This is a genomic window from Streptomyces sp. NPDC002309 (genome assembly GCF_053593375.1).
Map to the genome: position 1 here is coordinate 1 of NZ_JBSFCI010000050.1, position 19,851 is coordinate 19,851.

16 protein-coding genes are annotated in these 19,851 nt (G+C 72.4%); 4 read left to right on the forward strand and 12 right to left on the reverse strand.

What is annotated here, in order from left to right; all coding sequences use genetic code 11:
• Positions 1–160: 160 nt before the first annotated feature.
• From ACWCPM_RS30405 to rsmI, 10 genes are all read right to left on the reverse strand, one after another.
• Positions 161–847: a helix-turn-helix transcriptional regulator gene (locus ACWCPM_RS30405; protein WP_450979466.1), complete on the reverse strand. Its 687-nt coding sequence runs from the start codon at positions 845–847 to the stop codon at positions 161–163.
• Positions 848–1,150: 303 nt separating this feature from the next.
• Positions 1,151–2,983 carry an outer membrane protein assembly factor BamB family protein gene (locus ACWCPM_RS30410; protein WP_450979467.1) on the reverse strand — a complete coding sequence of 611 codons (1,833 nt, stop codon included), beginning with the start codon at positions 2,981–2,983 and terminating at the stop codon, positions 1,151–1,153.
• Between the two features lie 49 nt (positions 2,984–3,032).
• Positions 3,033–4,841: an outer membrane protein assembly factor BamB family protein gene (locus ACWCPM_RS30415; RefSeq protein WP_450979468.1), complete on the reverse strand. Its 1,809-nt coding sequence runs from the start codon at positions 4,839–4,841 to the stop codon at positions 3,033–3,035.
• 231 nt (positions 4,842–5,072) lie between these two features.
• The gene (locus ACWCPM_RS30420; RefSeq protein WP_450979469.1) at positions 5,073–6,878 is read right to left on the reverse strand and encodes an ABC-F family ATP-binding cassette domain-containing protein; all 1,806 of its coding nucleotides are present in this window, start codon (positions 6,876–6,878) and stop codon (positions 5,073–5,075) included.
• Positions 6,879–6,967: 89 nt separating this feature from the next.
• Positions 6,968–7,867, reverse strand: coding sequence for a 4-(cytidine 5'-diphospho)-2-C-methyl-D-erythritol kinase (locus tag ACWCPM_RS30425; RefSeq protein WP_450979470.1), 900 nt, complete (start codon positions 7,865–7,867; stop codon positions 6,968–6,970).
• Positions 7,864–8,763, reverse strand: coding sequence for a 16S rRNA (adenine(1518)-N(6)/adenine(1519)-N(6))-dimethyltransferase RsmA (gene rsmA, locus ACWCPM_RS30430; protein WP_450979471.1), 900 nt, complete (start codon positions 8,761–8,763; stop codon positions 7,864–7,866). Before rsmA ends, ACWCPM_RS30425 begins: the two co-directional genes overlap by 4 nt.
• A 53-nt stretch (positions 8,764–8,816) precedes the next feature.
• Complete coding sequence (locus ACWCPM_RS30435) at positions 8,817–10,385, reverse strand: ubiquitin-like domain-containing protein (protein ID WP_450979472.1); 1,569 nt, start codon at positions 10,383–10,385, stop codon at positions 8,817–8,819.
• Positions 10,386–10,503: 118 nt separating this feature from the next.
• Positions 10,504–11,430, reverse strand: coding sequence for a TatD family hydrolase (locus ACWCPM_RS30440; RefSeq protein WP_450979473.1), 927 nt, complete (start codon positions 11,428–11,430; stop codon positions 10,504–10,506).
• Between the two features lie 37 nt (positions 11,431–11,467).
• Positions 11,468–11,878, reverse strand: a complete 411-nt coding sequence (locus ACWCPM_RS30445; protein WP_450979474.1) for a hypothetical protein — start codon at positions 11,876–11,878, stop codon at positions 11,468–11,470.
• 164 nt (positions 11,879–12,042) lie between these two features.
• Positions 12,043–12,888, reverse strand: coding sequence for a 16S rRNA (cytidine(1402)-2'-O)-methyltransferase (gene rsmI, locus ACWCPM_RS30450; protein WP_450979475.1), 846 nt, complete (start codon positions 12,886–12,888; stop codon positions 12,043–12,045).
• Between the two features lie 62 nt (positions 12,889–12,950).
• On the opposite strand from rsmI, the gene ACWCPM_RS30455 reads away from it, so the two are divergent.
• Positions 12,951–14,696 (forward strand): dolichyl-phosphate-mannose--protein mannosyltransferase, encoded by a 1,746-nt coding sequence (locus ACWCPM_RS30455; RefSeq protein ID WP_450979476.1) that lies wholly within the window; start codon positions 12,951–12,953, stop codon positions 14,694–14,696.
• A gap of 143 nt (positions 14,697–14,839) precedes the next feature.
• The gene (locus ACWCPM_RS30460; RefSeq protein WP_450979477.1) at positions 14,840–15,031 is read left to right on the forward strand and encodes a hypothetical protein; all 192 of its coding nucleotides are present in this window, start codon (positions 14,840–14,842) and stop codon (positions 15,029–15,031) included.
• Between the two features lie 15 nt (positions 15,032–15,046).
• Here the strand turns inward: ACWCPM_RS30460 and ACWCPM_RS30465 are convergent, their stop codons facing one another.
• Positions 15,047–15,874, reverse strand: coding sequence for a hypothetical protein (locus ACWCPM_RS30465; protein ID WP_450979478.1), 828 nt, complete (start codon positions 15,872–15,874; stop codon positions 15,047–15,049).
• Between the two features lie 152 nt (positions 15,875–16,026).
• On the opposite strand from ACWCPM_RS30465, the gene ACWCPM_RS30470 reads away from it, so the two are divergent.
• Positions 16,027–17,658: a penicillin-binding transpeptidase domain-containing protein gene (locus ACWCPM_RS30470; RefSeq protein WP_450979479.1), complete on the forward strand. Its 1,632-nt coding sequence runs from the start codon at positions 16,027–16,029 to the stop codon at positions 17,656–17,658.
• 136 nt (positions 17,659–17,794) lie between these two features.
• Complete coding sequence (locus tag ACWCPM_RS30475; protein ID WP_450979480.1) at positions 17,795–19,459, forward strand: penicillin-binding transpeptidase domain-containing protein; 1,665 nt, start codon at positions 17,795–17,797, stop codon at positions 19,457–19,459.
• A gap of 21 nt (positions 19,460–19,480) precedes the next feature.
• On the opposite strand, the gene ACWCPM_RS30480 is transcribed toward ACWCPM_RS30475, so the two are convergent.
• Positions 19,481–19,840, reverse strand: coding sequence for an SsgA family sporulation/cell division regulator (locus ACWCPM_RS30480; RefSeq protein ID WP_450979481.1), 360 nt, complete (start codon positions 19,838–19,840; stop codon positions 19,481–19,483).
• Between the last annotated feature and the right edge of the window lie 11 nt (positions 19,841–19,851).

Sequence of the window (19,851 nt, forward strand, 5' to 3'; positions counted from 1 at the left end):
GTGTCCGCCCGCAGCGGTTGGCGCGTCAACCCGGGTGAGTCGGTGAGTGACCGATTCCGCGCCGTTCCGAGGACGGACACCCCCCGGCCCGACCCCGACGAAACCCCCACCCGAGGCGCGACAGCAACCCCCACCGGACAGAGACAGGCGCCGCAGGCATTCAGCCCTCGCCACGCTCCGTCAACGGCCCGGCCCGATCCAGCAGCCCCGTCCGCGCGGCCAGCGCCGCGGCCTCCAGCCGCGACCCCACGCCGAGCTTCATCAGAACCCGCTGGACATGCGTACGCGCCGTGGACGGCGCGATACCCATCCCCGCCGCGATGAGCCGCGTGTCCTCCCCGTCGGCCACCCGGACCAGCACCTCCACCTCCCTGGGCGTGAGCATCTGCAACAGCCGCTGCCCCTCGTCGTCCGGCTGCGCCGCGGGATTCAGCAGCTCAGCGAACGCCCCCTGCAACAACTGCGGCGCGACCGCCGCCTCCCCCGCCCGCGCCTTCATGATCGCCCGCTCCACCCCCTCGATGCGCTCGTCATGCCGCACATAGCCGGAGGCCCCCGCCGCGAACGCCGCCGCGATCCCCCGCGGACTCGGCACCGGTCCCAGCACCAGGACCGCCACCTGCCCCCGCTCCCGCTTGATCCTCAGGACGGGATCGAACGCCCCCGCCTCGGCCGGCGTGGCCGTCCCCCACAGGCACACCTCCGGCGCCCGCGCGATCACCAACTCCGCCGCCCCCGCGGCCGGCGCCGCCGCGGCCAGCACCCGGTGCCCCCGCAGCTTCAGTGCCGAGGCCAGCGCCTCTGCCAGCAATCGGTGGTCGTCGACCACCATCAGCCGCACTCCCATCGAGCAACCCCCCAGTCCCCCCAACGGACGCCCACTATGGATGCCCGAAGGTCCCCACGGACAGACCCGGAACGAACACGGAACACACCAAGTCCAGCCCCCGGGACGACAGCCCCCCGGCATCGACGTCCGCCATGCCCCCGGAAGCTACACGCTTGTTCGACGTCGCGCTGCCTCTCGTCGTGAGAACTGCCCCGGATCGCCGAAAATCCGCTCATTCGAGGGGTGTTGAGCCCCAATAGTGCGGCCCCGCCCCCTGAACAGGGACGGGGCCGCACACCACCACCGAAGGCGGCCGGGACGTCAGCCGCTCACACCGAACGCGATCACGAGGTACTCCTCGCCGCTCACGGTCGCCCCGCTGACGTACACCTCGGACATGTACAGCCGCCCCTGCCCGTACAGGACCTCGCCGTACTGCGGCGCCTTGCCGGACTCCACGTCCCGCACCGCCTCGGTCGCCGGGTTCTCCATCAGCTTGACCTGCTTGAAGCTCTCCCCGTCGATGCTGACGATCTGCCCGCCCTTGTCGTAGCGCCCGCCCTTGTACGCGATCACGTTCGCGCCGTCCATCCGCAGCGGGGTCATCGTGTACCCGTCGCCGGCGTCCGCCCGCTGCCCCGTCTGCTTCCCCGAGGCCAGATCGAAGGCGACGACCGAGTTCGTCCGGCCGAAGTCACCGGTGGTGTCCTGCTCCTCCGTCGGCACGTACAGCCGGTCGCCTCCGACCGCGAGCCCCGTGCAGTCCTCGACGCGCGAGATCCCGTCGCACTCGGCGGCGTAGGAGTCACCCGGCGCCGAGATCCGCGCCCGCAGCTTGCCGGTCTTGTTGTCGACGGAGAAGAAGTCCGAGATGCCGCTGCCGTCCCCGGCGGAGTCACCCACGTCGGCCGCCACCACCAGCGGCTCGGTCGAGACGACGCTGGCGTACTCGATGCCCTTGGTCATCACGTACTCCGAGATCACCTTCCCGGACTTCGGGTCGATGGTCTGGATGTGCAGCTCCCGCGCGTCGTACTGCCCGCACTTGCGCACCGCGACCAGTCTGGCGCCGCCGCCGTACCCGGCGTCGTAGCAGGTGTCCCCGGGCTTCGGCGACCACAGCGCCTTGCCGCTGGCGATGTCGAACGCGGCGCCACCGCTCGTGCTGCCCAGGGCGACCGTGCCCGCGCTGACGGTGACGTTGTCGAAGTTGATCGGCTGGTCACCGGAGTTGGCGGTCTTGGTCCACAGCTTGTTCCCCGCGTTCAGGTCGATCGCGGCGACCTGGCTGCACCCCTCGGAGGAGTTCTTCGCCGGCATCCGGGGCTGGAAGACGACGGCCGTCCGCCCGTCCGCGGTGACGTGGTCGGTGGCCTCGCAGACCGGTCCGGGCAGCGGGATCGTCCACAGCTCGGTGCCCTTGTCGCGGTCGTAGCCGACGATCTCGGCGACGCCGGCCTTGGCGTACACCTTCTCGGTGAGCCAGGAGCCGGAGACGACCACGGAGTCGTCCTTGTCGACCTTGGGCGCCGGAACCTGGAACAGCACCTTGGAGCCGGGGTCGGCCGGCACCTTCTCGGAGCCCTTGGAGGTGCCCTCGCCGCCCCCGCCCTTCCCGTCGCCCTTGCCGCCACGGGAGTTGGTGGTGTCGTCCTTGCCACCGTCGGCCGTCGACTTCGCGTACCAGACGCCGCCACCGATGATCAGCGCGATCGCGACGACGGCGGCCACGATGATGGCCACCTGCGCGTTGAACTTGCCCCCGCCGCCGCCCGGCCCACCGGGCTGCGGGTACATCGGCACGGTCGGCTGCGCGTAGGCCGGAGCGGGCTGCCCGTAGGGAGGAGACACCGGCGCCCCGGGATAGCCGTACCCCGGCTGGGCCTGCGGCGGCTGCGAAGGCGTCGGCGCACCCTGCGGGTAGCCGTAACCGGGCTGCGGCTGCGGCTGCGGCTGCGGCTGCGGCGGGTAGCCCTGACCGGGCGGCTGCGGCGTCCCGGCCGGAGGCTGCGGCGCGCCGAAGGCGGGCGGCTGCGGCGCCGGCTGGTCCTGGGGCTGCGGTTGCGGCTGGGACTGGGGCTGGGGCTGGGGATCACCGAACCCGGCACCCCCCTGCGGGGGCTGGTGGGGCGGCGGTGGCGGCGGCTGCGTCATGACGTGGGTACCTCGGGGAGACGGGGACGGAACGAGTCGTGGGGGCGCGTCACTTGCCGTAGGCGAGCATCAGCTTCTCCTTGGCCTCGTCCGTGCCCGACAGCCGCGTGGTGGAGAGGTAGAAGCGGCCGTCCACCCAGGCGGTGTCCCGCGAGAAGAAGCTGTCCTCGACCTCCGCCGCGCCCGCGGGGTGCTGCAGCAGCCCGATCGGCACATGGCTGTTGCCGGTGGTCGGGACGGCGACGATCCGGCCGCCCGCGTCGTACGACGGCTGGACGTAGGCGATGAGCTTGCCGTCCTCGATCTGGAGCGGCAGCATCGACTCCTCCGCCGGGGACTTCACGCGCCACTTCTCCTTGCCGGTGGCCAGGTCGACGGCGACGATCTCGTTGGCGCCGCCACTGGCCTCGGTGGGCAGATAGAGCGTGTCGGCGTCGGCGGCGACACCCTCGCAGCCGGTCAGGTCGCGCTGGAGGACGGACCAGCCGCACTCGGGCGCGAAACTCTCGTCGATCTTCACCTGGGAGCGGAAGCCGCCCTTGGCGTCCAGCGTCGAGATGTTCCAGGCGTCCTTGTCCTCGTTGGTGCTGTAGACGACCAGCGGGTCGACGGAGTAGGTGCGCATGACCCGCCAGCCCTTGTCGAAGGCGCGGGTCCACTTGACCTTGCCGGTCCGCGGGTCCAGCTCCTGGATCTCGTCGTGCTCGTTGTCGGTCGCCGCGCCGCAGGACGCGACGGAGATCAGCCGGGACCCGCCCGCGAAGGCGCTCGGGAAGCAGGCGTCGCCGTACTTCTTCTTGTCGAAGAGCTTCTTGCCGGTCCGGACGTCGTAGGCCGTGCCGGACTGCGAGCGGCCCACCATCAACGTCTCACCGGCCAGGGCGAGTTCGATGCTGATCGCGCTGTCGAAGAGCGCCCCGTCCGCGACCTCTCCGCTCCAGCCCTTCTCGCCCGTGGCGAGGTCGATCAGCTGGATCTGGTTGCACTTGGCCCGGTCGCCGGCGCCGCTCATGTACGCCACGACGATCTTGTCGTCGGCCGTCCTGCCCGGGGTGACCGAGCAGATCTCCTGCGGGAAGGTGATCGTGTCCCAGGCGGGGTCGCCGTCCCCGACGTTGTAGGCGACGAGCTCCTTGTAGGCCGCCTTCACCGCCGCCTTGTCGGTGATCCACATGCCGGGGGCGTCGGCGCCCGAACCGGGGGCGTCGGGCGCCTCCTTGTACCAGAGCACCTTCGCCTCGCCCGCCTTGCGGCCGGCGTTGAGGTCGTCCGGGTCCGCGCCCCCGTCGCCGCTGCCGTCACCGGGGTCGACCGGGGCGTCGGGCGCGGACGGCTTGGGGTCGTCGGTCTGCTGGGCGACCGGCTTCTTCTCGCCGCCGTCGCCGTCACCGCTGGTCACGGCGTAGACGGTGCCGCCGATCAGCAGCAGCGCGGCCACCGCGGCGCCGACGGCCACCAGGGGCTTGCCCCGGAAGGGGTTGCGCGAGCCGGAGCCCGGGGGCGTGCCGGGGGCGCCGGGGTACTGCGGCTGCGGGTAGCCGTAGCCGGGCTGCTGACCGTAGGGACCCGGCTGCTGAGGCTGCGCGTACGGGCCCGGGGCGCCGTAGGGGCCGGGCTGCTGGGGCTGTCCGTACGGTCCGGGCTGCTGCCCGTAGCCCGGCTGCGGCGGGGACTGAGGGGGCGGCGGGGACTGAGGAGGCTGCGCGGGCGGCGGGGGCGTGCCCTGCGACGGGTCCTGCGGCGGGCCGAAACCACCGGACTGCCGCGGGTCCTGCGGTGCGCCGAAGCCACCACCGGGCGGAGGGTCCTGTGGCGCGCCGAAGCCGCCACCCGGCGGCTGGTTGGGCGGCTGGGTCATCAGCGGTTCCCCCTTGTGACTGATGTGGCTCCGCGCCCCTGGCGCTGCGTCTCCGCCACACCCACGATTCTCAGACCGCCCATTTCTATCACCCGGGGGCCATGACAAGCCGGGGCCGGTGCACCCCTGTTCCCAAGGGAGCACCGGCCCGTGATGCCGTTGTTACGCGCCTTCACGCGCCCTTCACGCGACGCGCGCGCCCTGCGCGCAGCGAGGGGAACGCGCCGGGACTCATGCGTCCTCGGCGAGCTCCAGCCACCGCATCTCCAGCTCTTCCCGTTCCCCGGCCAATCCGCGCAGTTCGGCGTCCAGTTCGGCCACCTTCGCGAAGTCCGTGGCGTTGTCGGCGATCTGGGCGTGCAGCTTGGTCTCCCGTGCGGAGACCTTGTCCAACTGCCGCTCGACCTTCTGGAGTTCCTTCTTGGCCGCGCGCTGGTCGGCGGCACTCTTCTCGGCGGCCGGCTTCACCGGTGCCGCCGGGGAGGCGGCGGCGACGGCCTCCTCCATCTTCCGGCGCCGCTCCAGGTATTCGTCGATCCCGCGCGGCAGCATCCGCAGTGTGCCGTCGCCGAGCAGGGCGAACACCCGGTCCGTGGTGCGCTCGACGAAGAACCGGTCGTGGGAGATCACGATCATCGAGCCGGGCCAGCCGTCGAGGACGTCCTCCAGCTGGTTCAGCGTCTCGATGTCGAGGTCGTTGGTGGGCTCGTCGAGGAAGAGGACGTTCGGCTCGTCCATCAGCAGCCTCAGCAGCTGCAGCCGGCGCCGCTCACCGCCGGACAGGTCGCCGACCGGCGTCCACTGCTTCTCCTTGTTGAAGCCGAACGTCTCGCACAGCTGTCCCGCGGTCATCTCGCGCCCCTTGCCGAGGTCGACGCGCTCGCGCACCTGCTGGACGGCCTCCAGGACCCGCAGCGCGGGGTTCAGCTCGGCGACCTCCTGGGAGAGGTAGGCGAGTTTGACCGTCCTGCCGACGGCGATCCGGCCCGCGGCGGGCTGCGCCTCGCCCTCCGTGCGGGCCGCCTCGGCCATGGCCCGCAGCAGCGAGGTCTTGCCGGCGCCGTTGACGCCGACCAGGCCGATGCGGTCGCCGGGGCCGAGGTGCCAGGTGACGTGCTTGAGGAGCACCTTGGGACCGGCCTGGACGGTGATGTCCTCCAGATCGAAGACGGTCTTGCCGAGCCGTGAGGACGCGAACTTCATCAGCTCGGAGCTGTCCCGGGGCGGCGGCACGTCCTTGATCAGCTCGTTGGCGGCCTCCACGCGAAAGCGCGGCTTGGAGGTGCGGGCGGGGGCACCGCGGCGCAGCCAGGCCAGCTCCTTGCGGACCAGGTTCTGCCGCTTGACCTCCTCGGTGGCGGCGATCCGCTCGCGTTCGGCACGGGCGAAGACGTAGTCGGAGTAGCCGCCCTCGTACTCGTGGACGACGCCGCGCTGCACGTCCCACATCCGGGTGCAGACCTGGTCCAGGAACCAGCGGTCGTGGGTGACGCAGACCAACGCCGAGCGGCGCTCGCGCAGGTGCTGGGCGAGCCAGGCGATGCCCTCGACGTCGAGGTGGTTGGTGGGCTCGTCGAGGACGATCAGGTCCTGGTCGTCGATGAGGAGCTTGGCGAGCGCGATGCGGCGCCGTTCGCCACCGGAGAGCGGGCCGATGACGGTGTCGAGGCCCTGGGGGAAGCCGGGCAGGTCGAGCCCGCCGAACAGGCCGGTGAGCACATCGCGGACCTTGGCGTTGCCGGCCCACTCGTGGTCGGCCATGTCACGGATGACCTCGTGGCGGACGGTGGCCTCGGGGTCCAGTGAGTCGTGCTGGGTCAGGACGCCCAGGCGCAGGCCGCCGGAGTGGGTGACGCGGCCGGTGTCGGCCTCCTCCAGGCGGGCCAGCATCCGGATGAGCGTGGTCTTGCCGTCGCCGTTGCGGCCGACGACGCCGATGCGGTCCCCTTCCGAGACGCCGAGGGAGATGCCGTCGAGGAGCGCCCGGGTGCCGTACACCTTGCTGACGTTCTCGACATTGACCAGGTTGACGGCCATTTCACTCCTGCTCGCGGGGATCGGTCAGCCTCCCAGCCTAACGGTCGCGGGGAGGTGACCGAGCCTCGCGATTCCAGGGATGGCCGCGGTCAGCCGCCGAGGACCGTCGCGCCCGGTACCGGCCCCGACGCCGTGCGCACCGTGCGGCACGTGCCGGACGCGCTCAGCGCGTGCGCCACCTTCGCCGCGGACTCCGGGTCGCGGACGAGGAAGGCGGTGGTCGGCCCGGAGCCCGAGACCAGCGCGGTGAGGGCGCCGGCGGCGCGGCCGGCCGCGAGGGTGTCGGCGAGGGCGGGGAAGAGGGAGAGGGCGGCAGGCTGGAGATCGTTGGAGACGGCCGCCGCGAGCGCGTCGGGGTCGCCCTTGGCGAGGGCGTCGAGGAGGTCCCGGGAGGCGACGGGCCCGGGGACGTCGGTGCCCTCGGCGAGCCGGTCGAACTCCCGGAAGACGGCCGGCGTGGACAGTCCGCGGTCGGCCATGGCGAAGACCCAGTGGAAGGTGCCCCCGACATCGAGCGGCGTCAGTTTCTCGCCCCGCCCGGTGCCGAGCGCCGCCCCGCCGACCAGGCTGAACGGCACGTCGCTGCCCAACTCCGCGCAAATGTCGAGGAGTTCTTCGCGGGAGGCGCCGGTGCCCCACAGCGCGTCGCAGGCGAGCAGCGCGCCCGCGCCGTCCGCGCTGCCGCCCGCCATGCCGCCGGCGACGGGGATGTCCTTGGCGATGTGCACATGGACGTCGGGGCCGCGGCCGTGACGCGCGGCGAGCGCCTCGACGGCGCGGGCGGCGAGGTTCGTCCGGTCCAGGGGGACCTGGGCGGCGTCGGGCCCGTCGCAGGTGACGCGCAGCTCGTCGGCCGGGGTGACCGTGACCTCGTCGTGGAGCCCGACGGCCAGGAAGACGTTGGCGAGGTCGTGGTAGCCGTCGGGCCGGGCGGCGCCGACCGCGAGCTGGACGTTGACCTTGGCCGGGACCCGTACCGTGACGCTCACATGCTCTCCTTCGGGGGCTCGGGGGCCGCCCCGCGCGCGGGCGCTGCCTCCGCGATGCGGGCGAACTCCTCGACCGTGAGGGACTCGCCGCGGGCCTGCGGGGAGACGCCCGCCGCGACGAGCGCCGCCTCGGCGGCCGCCGCGGAACCGGCCCACCCGGCGAGCGCGGCCCGCAGGGTCTTGCGGCGCTGAGCGAACGCCGCGTCGACCACGGCGAAGACCTCCCGCTGCGAGGCGGTGGTCGCGAGCGGCTCGGCGCGCCGGGTGAGGGAGACGAGCCCGCTGTCCACGTTCGGCGCGGGCCAGAAGACGTTGCGGCCGATGGAGCCGGCCCGCTTCACCTCGGCGAACCAGTTGGCCTTCACCGACGGCACGCCGTACACCTTGGAACCGGGCGGCGCCGCGAGCCGGTCGGCGACCTCCGCCTGCACCATCACGAGGGTGCGCTCGATGCTCGGGAAGGTGTCGAGCATGTGCAGCAGGACGGGGACGGCCACGTTGTACGGCAGGTTCGCCACCAGCGCGGTCGGCGCGGGGCCGGGCAGCTCGGTGACGCGCATCGCGTCGGAGTGCACCAGCGCGAACCGGTCGGCGCGCTGCGGCATGCGTGCCGCGACGGTGGCGGGCAGCGCGGCGGCCAGCACGTCGTCGATCTCGACGGCGGTGACCCGCTCGGCGACCTCCAGCAGCGCCAGCGTGAGCGAGCCGAGCCCGGGCCCGACCTCCACGACCACGTCGTCGGGCCGGACCTGGGCGGTGCGGACGATACGGCGGACGGTGTTCGCGTCGATGACGAAGTTCTGGCCACGCTGCTTGGTGGGCCGTACGCCGAGGACTTCCGCCAGCTCGCGGATGTCGGCGGGGCCCAGGAGTGCGTCGGGGGTGGGGCTGCTCACGGCGACAGCCTATCCGTGACCGTCGCCGCACCTCTCCGTGGCGGTCGCCGCGCCTATCCCTGCAGCCGCGCCCCGCAGTGCGGCCAGGGGCCCGCACCACGCCGGGTGTACAGCTTCTTCGCGCGGTACGTCTGCTCCGCCGCCGGGGCGTCCTGGGGGCGGCCGGTGCCGCCGAGGCTCTGCCAGGTGCCGGTGTCGAACTGGTACAGGCCGCCGTACGTCCCGGAAGGGTCCACGGCTCCCGGGTCGCCGCCGGACTCGCAGACGGCCAGGCCCTGCCAGTCGAGGTGGTCGGCGCCCTGGACCGAGGTGGGCATGGGTTTCGTGCCGACCTTCACGATCTGCGCGGTCGGCTCGCGCACCAGCTCGGTCCGGATCCGGCGCGGCTTCTGGCGGACCCCGTTGACGGTCCGCAGGGCGTACGTGATCCTGCGCAGCCCCGGCTCGCCCGGCTGCTCGACCACCTCGGTGCCCTTGAACACCGCCGGGTCCTCGACCCGCCGCACGTCGAAGGGGACCTCCTCCTCGCGGATCTCCTCGCCGCCGGTGATCCGCAGCACGGTGACCGTCTGCCCGTCGCGCGGGAAGCTGTCCGGCGGGACGGAGGTGGTGTCCTCGCCGCGCAGGGTGACGCCGGCCGCCCGGACGGCCTCGCCGACGGTGGCGGCGTTGGTGCGCACGGTGCGGGCCCGGCCGTCGGCCATGACCGTGACGGACCGCTCGGTGCGCACGTCGAGGGCGAGACCGGCCCGCCCGATGTGCTGGGAGCGGGCGACGGACAGGTACGCGCCCTCGGCCCGGACGCCGAGCTGCCGGAGCGCCCCGTCGACCGTCCGTGCCGTCGTCCACACCTCCTGCCGGTGGCCGTCGAGAGTGAGCCGCACGGGGCGGCCGTAGTGCACGGCGATCTCGTCGCCATGGCCGAGTTCTGCGCCCGGCGCGGGCGTGATCACGTCGTGCTCGCCGATCCGGACGCCCTCCTCGGCGAGCAGTTCACCGACGTCGTCGGCGAAGGTGTGCAGTTCGCGGGGCTCGCCGTCGACGGTCAGCTCGACGGCTTTGTCCTCGGCGACGAAGGCGGTGGTGCCGCCGGCGAGGAAGGCGACGACCAGCGCCCGGGGCAGCAGACGGCGTACCGAGGTGTCCGGGCGCTCGGTGGTCCGTCCCCTGCGCCGGCGCGCGGCACGCCCGCCGGACCGGAGGCTGGCGCCGGGGAGGGACGTGTCCGACGTGCCCTGCCGGGGCACCAGCGGCTCGGCCGTCTCGTAGGCGGGCCGGTAGGTGTCGCCGGCCGGGGCGCCGTACGGGTCGTACGGCGCGTGGGCCGCGTGGGCGGTGCCGTGCGGCAGCGTCGGCGCGCCGTGCACGTCCCAGCCGTCACCCGCGTCCCATCCGTCGCCCAGGTCGCCCACGTCGTAGCCGTCGCCCACGTCGTACCCGTCGGGCGCGTCGTACCCGTCGGGCGCGTCGAGGCCGTCGGGCGCGTCGAGGCCGTCCGGGCCGTCGTACGCGGGCGACGGCCCGTACGCCTCGAAGGTGTCGACGGCGTCGAAGGCATCCATCGCGCCGAAGGTCTCGTACGGCTGGTTGGTCCCGTATGTCTCGTACTGCGAGTTGCTCACGCCGACACGCTCCAGGGGCCGAAGGGGTCCAGAGGGGTCCGGATCGGGCTCCCAGAACCTAGCGGAGCACCCGTCACTCTCCAAAGTGGCGCGGCTACTCAGAGTGGCATGTCGAGGGTCAGTAGCCGAACGCGCGTGCGGTGTTCGCGCCGAGCGCCGTGGCGAGGGCGTCCTCGTCGATGCCGCGCACGGCCGCCATCGCGCGCACCGTGACCGGAACGAGATACGGCGCGTTGGGCCGTCCGCGGTAGGGCGCGGGCGTCAGGAACGGCGCGTCCGTCTCCACCAGGACCAGCTCCAGCGGCGCCACGGCCAGCGCGTCCCGCAGATGCTGGGCGTTCTTGAAGGTGACGTTGCCGGCGAAGGACATGTAGTACCCGGCGCGGGCGCACACCCCGGCCATCTCGGCGTCGCCGGAGTAGCAGTGGAACACCGTCCGCTCGGGCGCGCCCTCCTCCTTCAGGATGCGCAGCACGTCCTCGTGGGCGTCGCGGTCATGGATGACCAGCGCCTTGCCCTGCCGTTTGGCGATCTCGATGTGCGCGCGGAAGGACCGCTCCTGCGCCGCCCTGCCCTCGGGCCCGGTACGGAAGTTGTCCAGGCCCGTCTCGCCGACCGCCTTCACATGGGGCAGCGCCGCCAGCCGGTCGATCTCGGCGAGCGCCTCGTCGAGCCCCGCGTCCCCGCCGGGCTCGCGCGCGACCTGGCGGGACCAGCCGTCGCGGGGGGTCTGGGGGGCTTGCCCCCCGGAAAGAGGTGTGCCGTGCACGATGCGCGGGGCCTCGTTGGGGTGCAGCGCCACGGCCGCGTGCACGTTCGCGTACGCCGCCGCCGTCTCGGCCGCCCACCGCGAGCCGTTCACGTCGCAGCCGACCTGCACGACCGTCGTGACACCGACCGACGCGGCCTTCGCGAGGCCCTCCTCCACGGTGCCGGACTGCATGTCGAGGTGCGTGTGCGAGTCGGCGACCGGCACGGCCAGGGGCGCCGGGAGGGGCGGTGCGGCGTTCTTGTCGGAGGCGGCGTTCTTGTCGGAGGTGGGCATGCCCCGATCGTACGAGAGGGGCACGCCCGCGACTCGGTCAGCCCGCCTTGCGCTGGAAGACGTGCAGCAGGTCGGACAGGTGCCGGTGACGCGGCTCCCCGGGCTCCCCTCGCTCCCCGCCCTGCCGCGGCACGGCGACCGGTCCCGCCACCCCGCCCGCCGGCCGCCCACGGCCCGCCTCCCGCGCGGACGACACCTGGCCCGCCCGCATGATCCGCACCAGATGTCCGTCGCAGTTGTGGCAGCCCGGCCTGCTCAGCGGCGACGGCACGACCCGCCCGTCCGCCACGTACAGCACGAACTCACGGCCCTCGCCGTCGACGTGGTGCTCTATCTCGTACGACTGCTCCCACCCGTGCCCGCATCGCATGCAGGCGAAGGAATAGGACTCGTCGACCACGGCGGTCGCCCCGTTGCGAAGGCCGATGTGCCCTGCGATCTCGGTCATGCCGGCTCCTGTCGTCCGCTGGAGGAGCGCCTTGCGCTCCGTCACCCCAGTGGACTCCCGAAGAAGACCGGAAGCACGCGATCTGTCCAGTATTGGGAGGGACTTGGCGGTGTCTTGCCGAAGACCCCGTCACCCTTTACCGGCGGTTGGCACGAGTACGAGACTCAGGGCGCGCGCTTCGCCGCGACCACGGCGTCGAAGACCACCCGCTTCGGCACCCCCGCCTCCACGGCCACCGCGGCGATGGCCTCCTTGCGCCGCTCGCCGGCCTCCTCGCGGACCCGCACCCGCCGCACCAGTTCCTCGGGCCCGACGTCCTCGGGCCCCGTGTCGGCGGCGCCCTCGACCACCACGGTGATCTCTCCGCGCACCCCCTCGGCGGCCCACGCGGCGAGTTCCTCCAGCGTCCCGCGCCGCACCTCCTCGTAGGTCTTGGTCAGTTCCCGGCAGACGGCCGCCCGCCGCTGCGGCCCGAACGCCTCCGCCATCGCCGCCAGCGTGTCGTCCAGGCGGTGCGGTGCCTCGAAATAGACCAGCGTGCGCCGCTCCTGCGCGACCTCCCTCAGCCGCGACAGCCGCTCCCCCGCCTTGCGCGGCAGGAACCCCTCGAAGCAGAACCGGTCCACCGGCAGCCCGGACAGCGCCAGGGCGGTGAGCACGGCGGACGGCCCCGGCACGGCGGTGACCCGGACGTCCCGCTCCACCGCCGCGGCCACCAGCCGGTAGCCGGGGTCCGAGACCGAGGGCATCCCGGCGTCCGTGACGAGCAGCACCCGTGCCCCGCCCGCCAGCTCCTCGACCAGCTCCGGGGTGCGCGCCGCCTCGTTGCCCTCGAAGTACGACACGACCCGGCCCTTGGGCGTCACGCCCAGCGCCTGGGTCAGCCGGCGCAGCCGCCGGGTGTCCTCGGCGGCGACGACGTCGGCCCGCTCCAGTTCCTGGGAGAGTCTCGGCGGCGCGTCCGCGATGTCGCCGATGGGGGTGCCTGCCAAAACAAGGGTTCCTGTCACGTTTCCATCCTCGCAGGGGCGGTCCACGGGACTCCCACAGACAGGTTCCCTACGATGGCGCGGTGACCAGTACCGCGTCCTCCACGGACATCCGGCAGGACCAGGCCTCCCACGAGCAGCGGCCCTCGTGGCAGCAGCGGCTGCGCCGCTTCGGGTACATGCCCGCCGGCCCCCGCAGCGACGTCCGGGACCGCCTCGTGCCGCCGTACGCCGAGCCGAGCCCGCGGATGTGGGCGGCGCTCGGCATCCGGTATCCGCCGGCCACGCGGATCGCCCGCTGGTCGGGCTGGGGCGGGCCGCTGCTGGTGACGCTGTTCGCGGGTGTGCTGCGGTTCTGGAACCTGGGCAGCCCGAAGGCGGTGATATTCGACGAGACGTACTACGCCAAGGACGCCTGGGCGCTCGTCCACCGCGGCTTCGAGGTCAACTGGGACAAGAACGTCAACGACCTCATCCTGTCCCAGAACGGCGACGTGCCCATCCCGACGGACGCGGCGTACGTCGTGCATCCGCCGGTCGGCAAGTACGTGATCGGGCTCGGCGAGCTGATGTTCGGCTTCGACCCGTTCGGCTGGCGGTTCATGACCGCGCTGCTGGGCACGCTCTCCGTCCTGCTGCTGTGCCGCATCGGCCGCCGGCTGTTCCGCTCCACCTTCCTCGGCTGCCTCGCGGGCGCGCTGGTGGCGGTGGACGGGCTGCACTTCGTCATGAGCCGCACCGCGCTGCTGGACGGCGTGCTGATGTTCTTCGTGCTGGCGGCCTTCGGCGCCCTGCTCGTCGACCGGGACCGGGCACGGGCGAAACTGGCCGCCGCGCTGCCCGCCGATCCCGACGGCCGGGTCCGGCCGGACGCGTGGACGGCGGAGGACACCCGCATCGGATGGCGGCCGTGGCGGATCGTCGCGGGCCTGATGCTGGGCCTGGCCATCGGCACCAAGTGGAACGCCCTGTACATCCTGGCGGCGTTCTGTGTGATGGCGGTGCTGTGGGACGTCGGCGCGCGCAAGGTCGCGGGCGCCCGGCACCCGTACACGGCGGTCGTCAAGCGCGACCTCGGCTGGGCGTTCCTGTCGACGGTCCCGGTCGCGATCGTCACCTACGTCGCGTCCTGGACGGGCTGGATCCTCTCCTCCTCCGACGGCTCGGGCGGCTACTACCGCAACTGGGCGGCGACCGACGGCAAGGACAGCGCCTGGTCGTGGCTGTTCCCGGACTGGTGGCGCAGCCTGTGGCACTACGAGAGCCAGGTGTACGAGTTCCACGTCGGCCTGTCCTCGCCGCACACCTACCAGTCCCACCCGTGGAGCTGGATCGTCACCGGCCGCCCGGTCTCCTACTTCTACGAGTCCCCCGCCGCCGGCGTGGACGGCTGCCCGGTGGACGCGGGCGACAAGTGCGCGCGCGAGGTGCTGGCGCTGGGCACGCCGATGCTGTGGTGGGTGGGCTGCTTCGCGCTGCTGTACGTGCTGTGGCGCTGGTTCTTCCGCCGCGACTGGCGCGCGGGCGCCATCGCCTGCGCGATCGTCGCCGGCTATCTGCCCTGGTTCCTGTACCCGGAGCGGACGATCTTCTTCTTCTACTCCGTGGTCTTCGTGCCGTTCCTCTGCCTGGCGGTCGCCATGCTGATCGGCGCCCTGGTCGGACCGCCCGGCTCCACCGACACCCGCCGCGTGACGGGCGCCACGGGGGCAGGAGTCCTGGTCCTGCTGATCGCCTGGAACTTCATCTACTTCTGGCCCATCTACACGGGCCAGTCCATCCCGATGGACGACTGGCGCTCCCGGATGTGGCTGGACACCTGGGTCTAGCAGGGGAAACGCACCGAGGGGGCACGGCCGACGGCCGTGCCCCCTCGGTTTCTCCATCGCCCGACGCCCATGGACCAAGGCCTGCCGGAGGTCAGGACCGCTTGAGAGAATGGCGCGGACCATCACACGAAACGGGGTCCAGCATGCTCGTGCTCGCCATACTGTCGGTCGTCCTCCTGCTCCTCATCGGCGGCTGCGTCTGCGTCTTCTGGGCGGCCCGGGGAGACGCCCCGCGCTGGGCACGCGGTGTCGCCAGGGCGACGCTGCTCGGCAGCGAACTGGCCGGCAGCGCGAGCCGGAACTCCCGCTCGCGGCGCGGCGGTGGCGACGACTAGCGCCCCGGCGGGGCGTCAGCGGACGTCGACGTAGTCCGCCGCGGCGGTGGCGACGCCGGTCGTGGAGTTGCCGCCGTAGAGCCAGCGGTAGGAGCCGTCGGCCGAGGCGGTGACCGTGGTCTTCAGGCCGCCGGTGCTGCTGGTGGTGACCGTCTTGACCGTCCTGAAGGCGGCGCTGCCCTTGGGGCGGAACTGGAGGCTGACCGGACGGCCGCCGTAGCCGTCGTACTTCTTCGTGGTCCAGTTCGCCCGGGTCAGCTTGCCCGTGACCGTGATCGGCTTGCCCTTGGTGACGGGCTCCGGCGCGGCGTTGACGGTGACCTTGGCCCAGCGCTTGAGCCGGACGGTCTTGGAGCGCGTCTCCAGTTCCCCGGTCTTGAGGTCGCCGTCGGCCTTCCACAGCCGCAGCGAGACGCCGACCTTCCAGGTCGTGGCGTCGCTGTTGGAGTCGACGTGCTCCTGGGTCCGGTGCGGGTCGATGTAGAGGCCGCCCTCGCAGCGGGCGTGCCTGGCGTCGATCTCGTAGCAGGTGTAGCCGCCCGGCCCGATGTAGTTCTCTCCGGTGTCGGCCGCCGTCTTGATGCTGCCGCGGTACAGGAAGGGGTTCGCGCTGTACCGGAAGGGATCGGCGGTGCTGTACCCGGGAGGCAGAGCGATGTTGAAGCTCATGGACGGCTCGACCTCCTTCGCCGTGCCGACGACGATCGACTTGCCGTCGTTGATGACGATGTCCGACACGGTGATGCCCGTGTCCGCTGCCTGAGCCGCCGGCGCGTTCAGCACCGAGAGCCCCAGCGCCCCCACGAGCGTGGCGACCGCCACGGCCCGTCTGTCTGTCTTCATGCACACCTCTTCGGATGAACAGCCTTGCAAAGGGCGGCAGCTTAACCGAGCGCCGATATCGACGGACGGTCTAACGATCTGGGAACTCCCGCCACGCTCGTCACAGCGCGCGCCTAGAGTGCGGAGGTCTGTCCACGGGGAGGGAGCGCGTCATGCGCAAGGGGGTCAAGGCCGTCGTCGTCGGCGGTGTGTTCACGGCGATGGTCGCGGGAGCCGGGTACGGCGCCTACAACTTCGTCTCCGCGTTGAACGGCGAGGGGGGCACGGCGTCCGCCGGGCAGGACAAGCCTTTGCCAAGTGGGCCGCCGAGCGACGCGGAGGTCCGGGAAGCGAGCCGCGCGTTCTTCGCGGCCTGGGAGCGGGGGGAGGGCGCGAAGGCCGCGTCCCTCACCGACTTCGCGCAGGAGGCGGAGCCCGTCCTGACGTCCTTCGGGCAGGCGGCGCACCTCACCGACGTGAAGATCACGCCGGGTGCGACGCGGGGGCGGACGGTGCCGTTCTCGGTCGAGGCGACGGTGTCGTTCCGCGGGAAGACGAAGCCGCTGGCGTACCGGAGCTCGCTCACCGTGGTGCGCGGGCAGACCACCGGGCGGGCGCTGGTCGACTGGGAGCCGTCCGTCGTGCACCCGAGCCTGAAGGACGGTGACATCCTTGTCACCGGGGAGTCCGCGGCCCCGGAGGTCGAGGCGGTGGACCGCGACGGCACCGTGCTGTCGAGGAAGAAGTACCCGTCCCTCGGGCCGATCCTGGACGAACTGCGCGCCCGCTACGGCGAGCGGGCCGGCGGCACCCCCGGCGTCGAGCTCGCCGTCCGGCACACCGCCACCGAGGCCGCCGACACCACGCTGCTCACCCTCGCCGAGGGTGAGCCCGGCAGGCTGCCCACGACGCTGAGCGCGACCGCTCAGGCCGCCGCCGAGAAGGCGGTCGGCCAGTACGACGAGTCCTCGGTCGTCGCCGTCAAGCCGAGCACCGGCGAGATCCTGGCGGTCGCCAACAACCGTGCGGACGCCTTCAACGCGGCGTTCCTGGGGCAGGTGGCGCCGGGCTCCACGATGAAGATCGTCAGCGCGGCGACGTTCATCGACAAAGGTCTCACCAGCATGAACGGCCCCGCGCCCTGTCCGCCGAACGCGGTCTCGGAGAGCCAGACCTTCCACAACCTGGAGGGCATGGCCCCGAACGAGGGCGCCACGCTCTCCGAGAGCTTCGCGCGCTCCTGCAACACCGCCTTCATCAAGTTCGCCGACTCGGTGAAGGTGGACTCGCTGACCCGGGAGGCACAGGACCGGTTCGGGATCGGGCGCGACGACTGGAAGGTCGGGGTGCCCTCCTTCGACGGCTCGGTGCCCGCCTCCGGCGGCCCGGACACCGCCGCCAACCTGATCGGCCAGGGCCAGGTGCAGATGAGCCCGCTGAACATGGCCTCGATCACGGCGACCGCGACGACGGGTGCCTTCCGGCAGCCGGTGATCGTGCCGCAGAGCCTGGACGGACGGGAACTGGCCACGGCGCGGGGCCTGTCCGGGGGCACCGTCGCACAGCTGCGCGCCATGATGAACCGCACCGCCGCCAGCGGCACCGCCGCCTCCGTGATGTCGGGGCTGGGCGGCGACATCGGCGCGAAGACCGGTTCGGCCGAGGTCGACGGCAACGCCAATGCGGACAGCTGGTTCACTGGCTACCGCGACGACGTCGCCGCGGCGGCCATGGCCCAGCAGGGCGGGCGGGGCGGCGAGGCGGCGGGTCCGATCGTGGCGGCCGTGCTGCGCGCGGGTGGCTGACGTCACCCGCACAGACGGGGACTCTAGGGTGGTGCCGTCGTTGGGGACTGTGACGACCACGCGGCCGGTACGGCCGTAAGGGCCGGGCCGCTCGCGAGGGGCGGGGTCCGGGGATTGCGCGGAGGATCGGGAAGCAGTGGGCAAGAGAAGGCGCGTCGCCGAGCGACGGAAGACGAGTCCCGCTGTCATCGGCGGTGTGATCGCCGTGGCCGTGGTCGGCGCCGGTGTCGGTGCCTACGCGCTGTTCGGCGGCTCGGACGGGGACGGCGCGTCCGCGACGGCCGCCGGGCGGGAGAGGTCGGTGAAGACGGGCCCGCTGTCGGCGAAGGAGGTCGGCACCACGGCCCAGGCGTTCCTCACGGCCTGGCAGCAGGGCGAGGTGGCCGGCGCGGCGGAGGCCACGGACGACGCCTCGGCGGCGAAGGCGCTGCTGGCCACGTACGCCAAGGACGCCCGCGTCAAGGACCTCACGCTCACCCCGGGCGCGCGCACCGGCGACAGCGTGCCGTTCACGGTGAAGGGCACGGTCTCCTACCAGGGCGTCAGCAAGCCGCTGTCCTACCGGAGTTCGCTGACCGTGGTGCGCCGGGCCGCGGACGGCGAGCCGCTGGTGGGCTGGGAGCCGTCGGTGCTCCACCCCGATCTGCGCGAGGGCGACCGGCTGGTGACCGGCGAGGCGGGTACGCCGCCGGTCACCGCGCTGGACCGGGACGGCGACGAGCTGTCCACGGAGAAGTACGCGTCGCTCGGTCCGGTCCTGGACGGGCTGCGCGAGAAGTACGGCAAGACGGCGGGCGGCAAGGCCGGCGTCGAACTCCGGGTGGTCCGCGGCAAGGCCTCCGAGAAGGCGAAGCTGTCCGACAAGACGGTCCTGGAGCTGAGCGAGGGCACGCCGGGAGAGGTGCGGACGACGCTCAGCGCGTCCCTGCAGAAGGCGGCGGAGCAGCAGGTCGGGTCCCGCTCCCGCGCCTCGGTGGTCGTCCTGCGGCCCTCGACGGGCGAGATCCTCGCGGTGGCGAACTCCAACACCAACTTCAACACCGCCTTCCAGGGCTCGCTCGCGCCCGGTTCCACGATGAAGGTCATCACCGCCTCGATGCTCCTGGAGAAGGGGCTGGCCTCGCCGGACAAGACGCATCCGTGCCCCAAGTACTTCAGCTACGGCGGCTGGAAGTTCCAGAACGACGACAAGTTCGAGATCAAGGGCGGCACGTTCAAGGCGAGTTTCGCCCGGTCCTGCAACACGGCCTTCATCAGTCAGGCGCCGAAGCTGAAGGACGACGACCTGACCAAGCAGGCGCAGCAGGTGTTCGGCCTGTCGCGGAACGACTGGGCGATCGGTGTGCCCACCTTCGACGGTGCCGTGCCGGTGCAGTCGGCCGCGCCGATGGCGGCGTCACTGATCGGCCAGGGCGGGGTGCGGATGAACCCGCTGAACATGGCGTCGGTGTCGGCGACGGTCAAGGCGGGCGTCTTCCACCAGCCATATCTGGTCGCGCCGTCCGTGGACGACCGCACCCTGGCGAAGGCCTCGCGCACGATGTCCGGGGACACGCTGGCGAAGCTGCGCGGGCTGATGGCCTACACGGCGGCGTACGGCACGGCGGCGGAGGCGATGGCGGGGGTCACCGGTGACGTGGGCGCCAAGACCGGGTCCGCCGAGGTCGACGGGCAGAAGAAGCCCAACGGCTGGTTCACCGCGTACCGGGGCGATCTCGCCGCGGCCGGTGTCGTCCAGGCGGCCGGGCACGGCGGCGAGACGGCGGGGCCGATCGTGGCGGCGCTGCTGAAGCAGGGCTGACCGGGAGGCGCGGCGGTCCCGTCACCCTCCGACGGGGGTGGGGGCCGCCATATAGGTGCGCCGCAGGAAGCGGATCAGCGCCTTGGTGTCGAACTGGACGACCGCCGTCCCCTGGGGGGAGTGGAACTCGACGACGGCCTGCACCCGCCCGCAGGGCCACACCCGGACCTCACCGGTGCCGGCCGGGGCGCGCAGACCTCGTTCGAGGAGTTCACGGGCGAAGGTCCACTCGTTCGGGCCCGGCAGACCTATTCGTACGGCACGGGGGTCGCGGTCGGGGTCGTAGCGCAGAACGACCGGGATCGCCCCTCGTTCGTCCAGCGGCTGGACGTCCGTGTCCGTGACCATATGGGCACGTGCGTACTGCTCGACCACGGACATCGGAGGGCCCC

What these genes read in the sequence shown, in the direction of transcription:
- ACWCPM_RS30405 (WP_450979466.1), bottom strand. Translation starts at nt 847, where the DNA reads ATGGGAGTGCGGCTGATGGTGGTCGACGACCACCGATTGCTGGCAGAG.
- ACWCPM_RS30410 (WP_450979467.1), bottom strand. Translation starts at nt 2,983, where the DNA reads ATGACGCAGCCGCCGCCACCGCCGCCCCACCAGCCCCCGCAGGGGGGT.
- ACWCPM_RS30415 (WP_450979468.1), bottom strand. Translation starts at nt 4,841, where the DNA reads ATGACCCAGCCGCCCAACCAGCCGCCGGGTGGCGGCTTCGGCGCGCCA.
- ACWCPM_RS30420 (WP_450979469.1), bottom strand. Translation starts at nt 6,878, where the DNA reads ATGGCCGTCAACCTGGTCAATGTCGAGAACGTCAGCAAGGTGTACGGC.
- ACWCPM_RS30440 (WP_450979473.1), bottom strand. Translation starts at nt 11,430, where the DNA reads ATGCCCACCTCCGACAAGAACGCCGCCTCCGACAAGAACGCCGCACCG.
- ACWCPM_RS30445 (WP_450979474.1), bottom strand. Translation starts at nt 11,878, where the DNA reads ATGACCGAGATCGCAGGGCACATCGGCCTTCGCAACGGGGCGACCGCC.
- ACWCPM_RS30460 (WP_450979477.1), top strand. Translation starts at nt 14,840, where the DNA reads ATGCTCGTGCTCGCCATACTGTCGGTCGTCCTCCTGCTCCTCATCGGC.
- ACWCPM_RS30465 (WP_450979478.1), bottom strand. Translation starts at nt 15,874, where the DNA reads ATGAAGACAGACAGACGGGCCGTGGCGGTCGCCACGCTCGTGGGGGCG.
- ACWCPM_RS30470 (WP_450979479.1), top strand. Translation starts at nt 16,027, where the DNA reads ATGCGCAAGGGGGTCAAGGCCGTCGTCGTCGGCGGTGTGTTCACGGCG.
- ACWCPM_RS30480 (WP_450979481.1), bottom strand. Translation starts at nt 19,840, where the DNA reads ATGTCCGTGGTCGAGCAGTACGCACGTGCCCATATGGTCACGGACACG.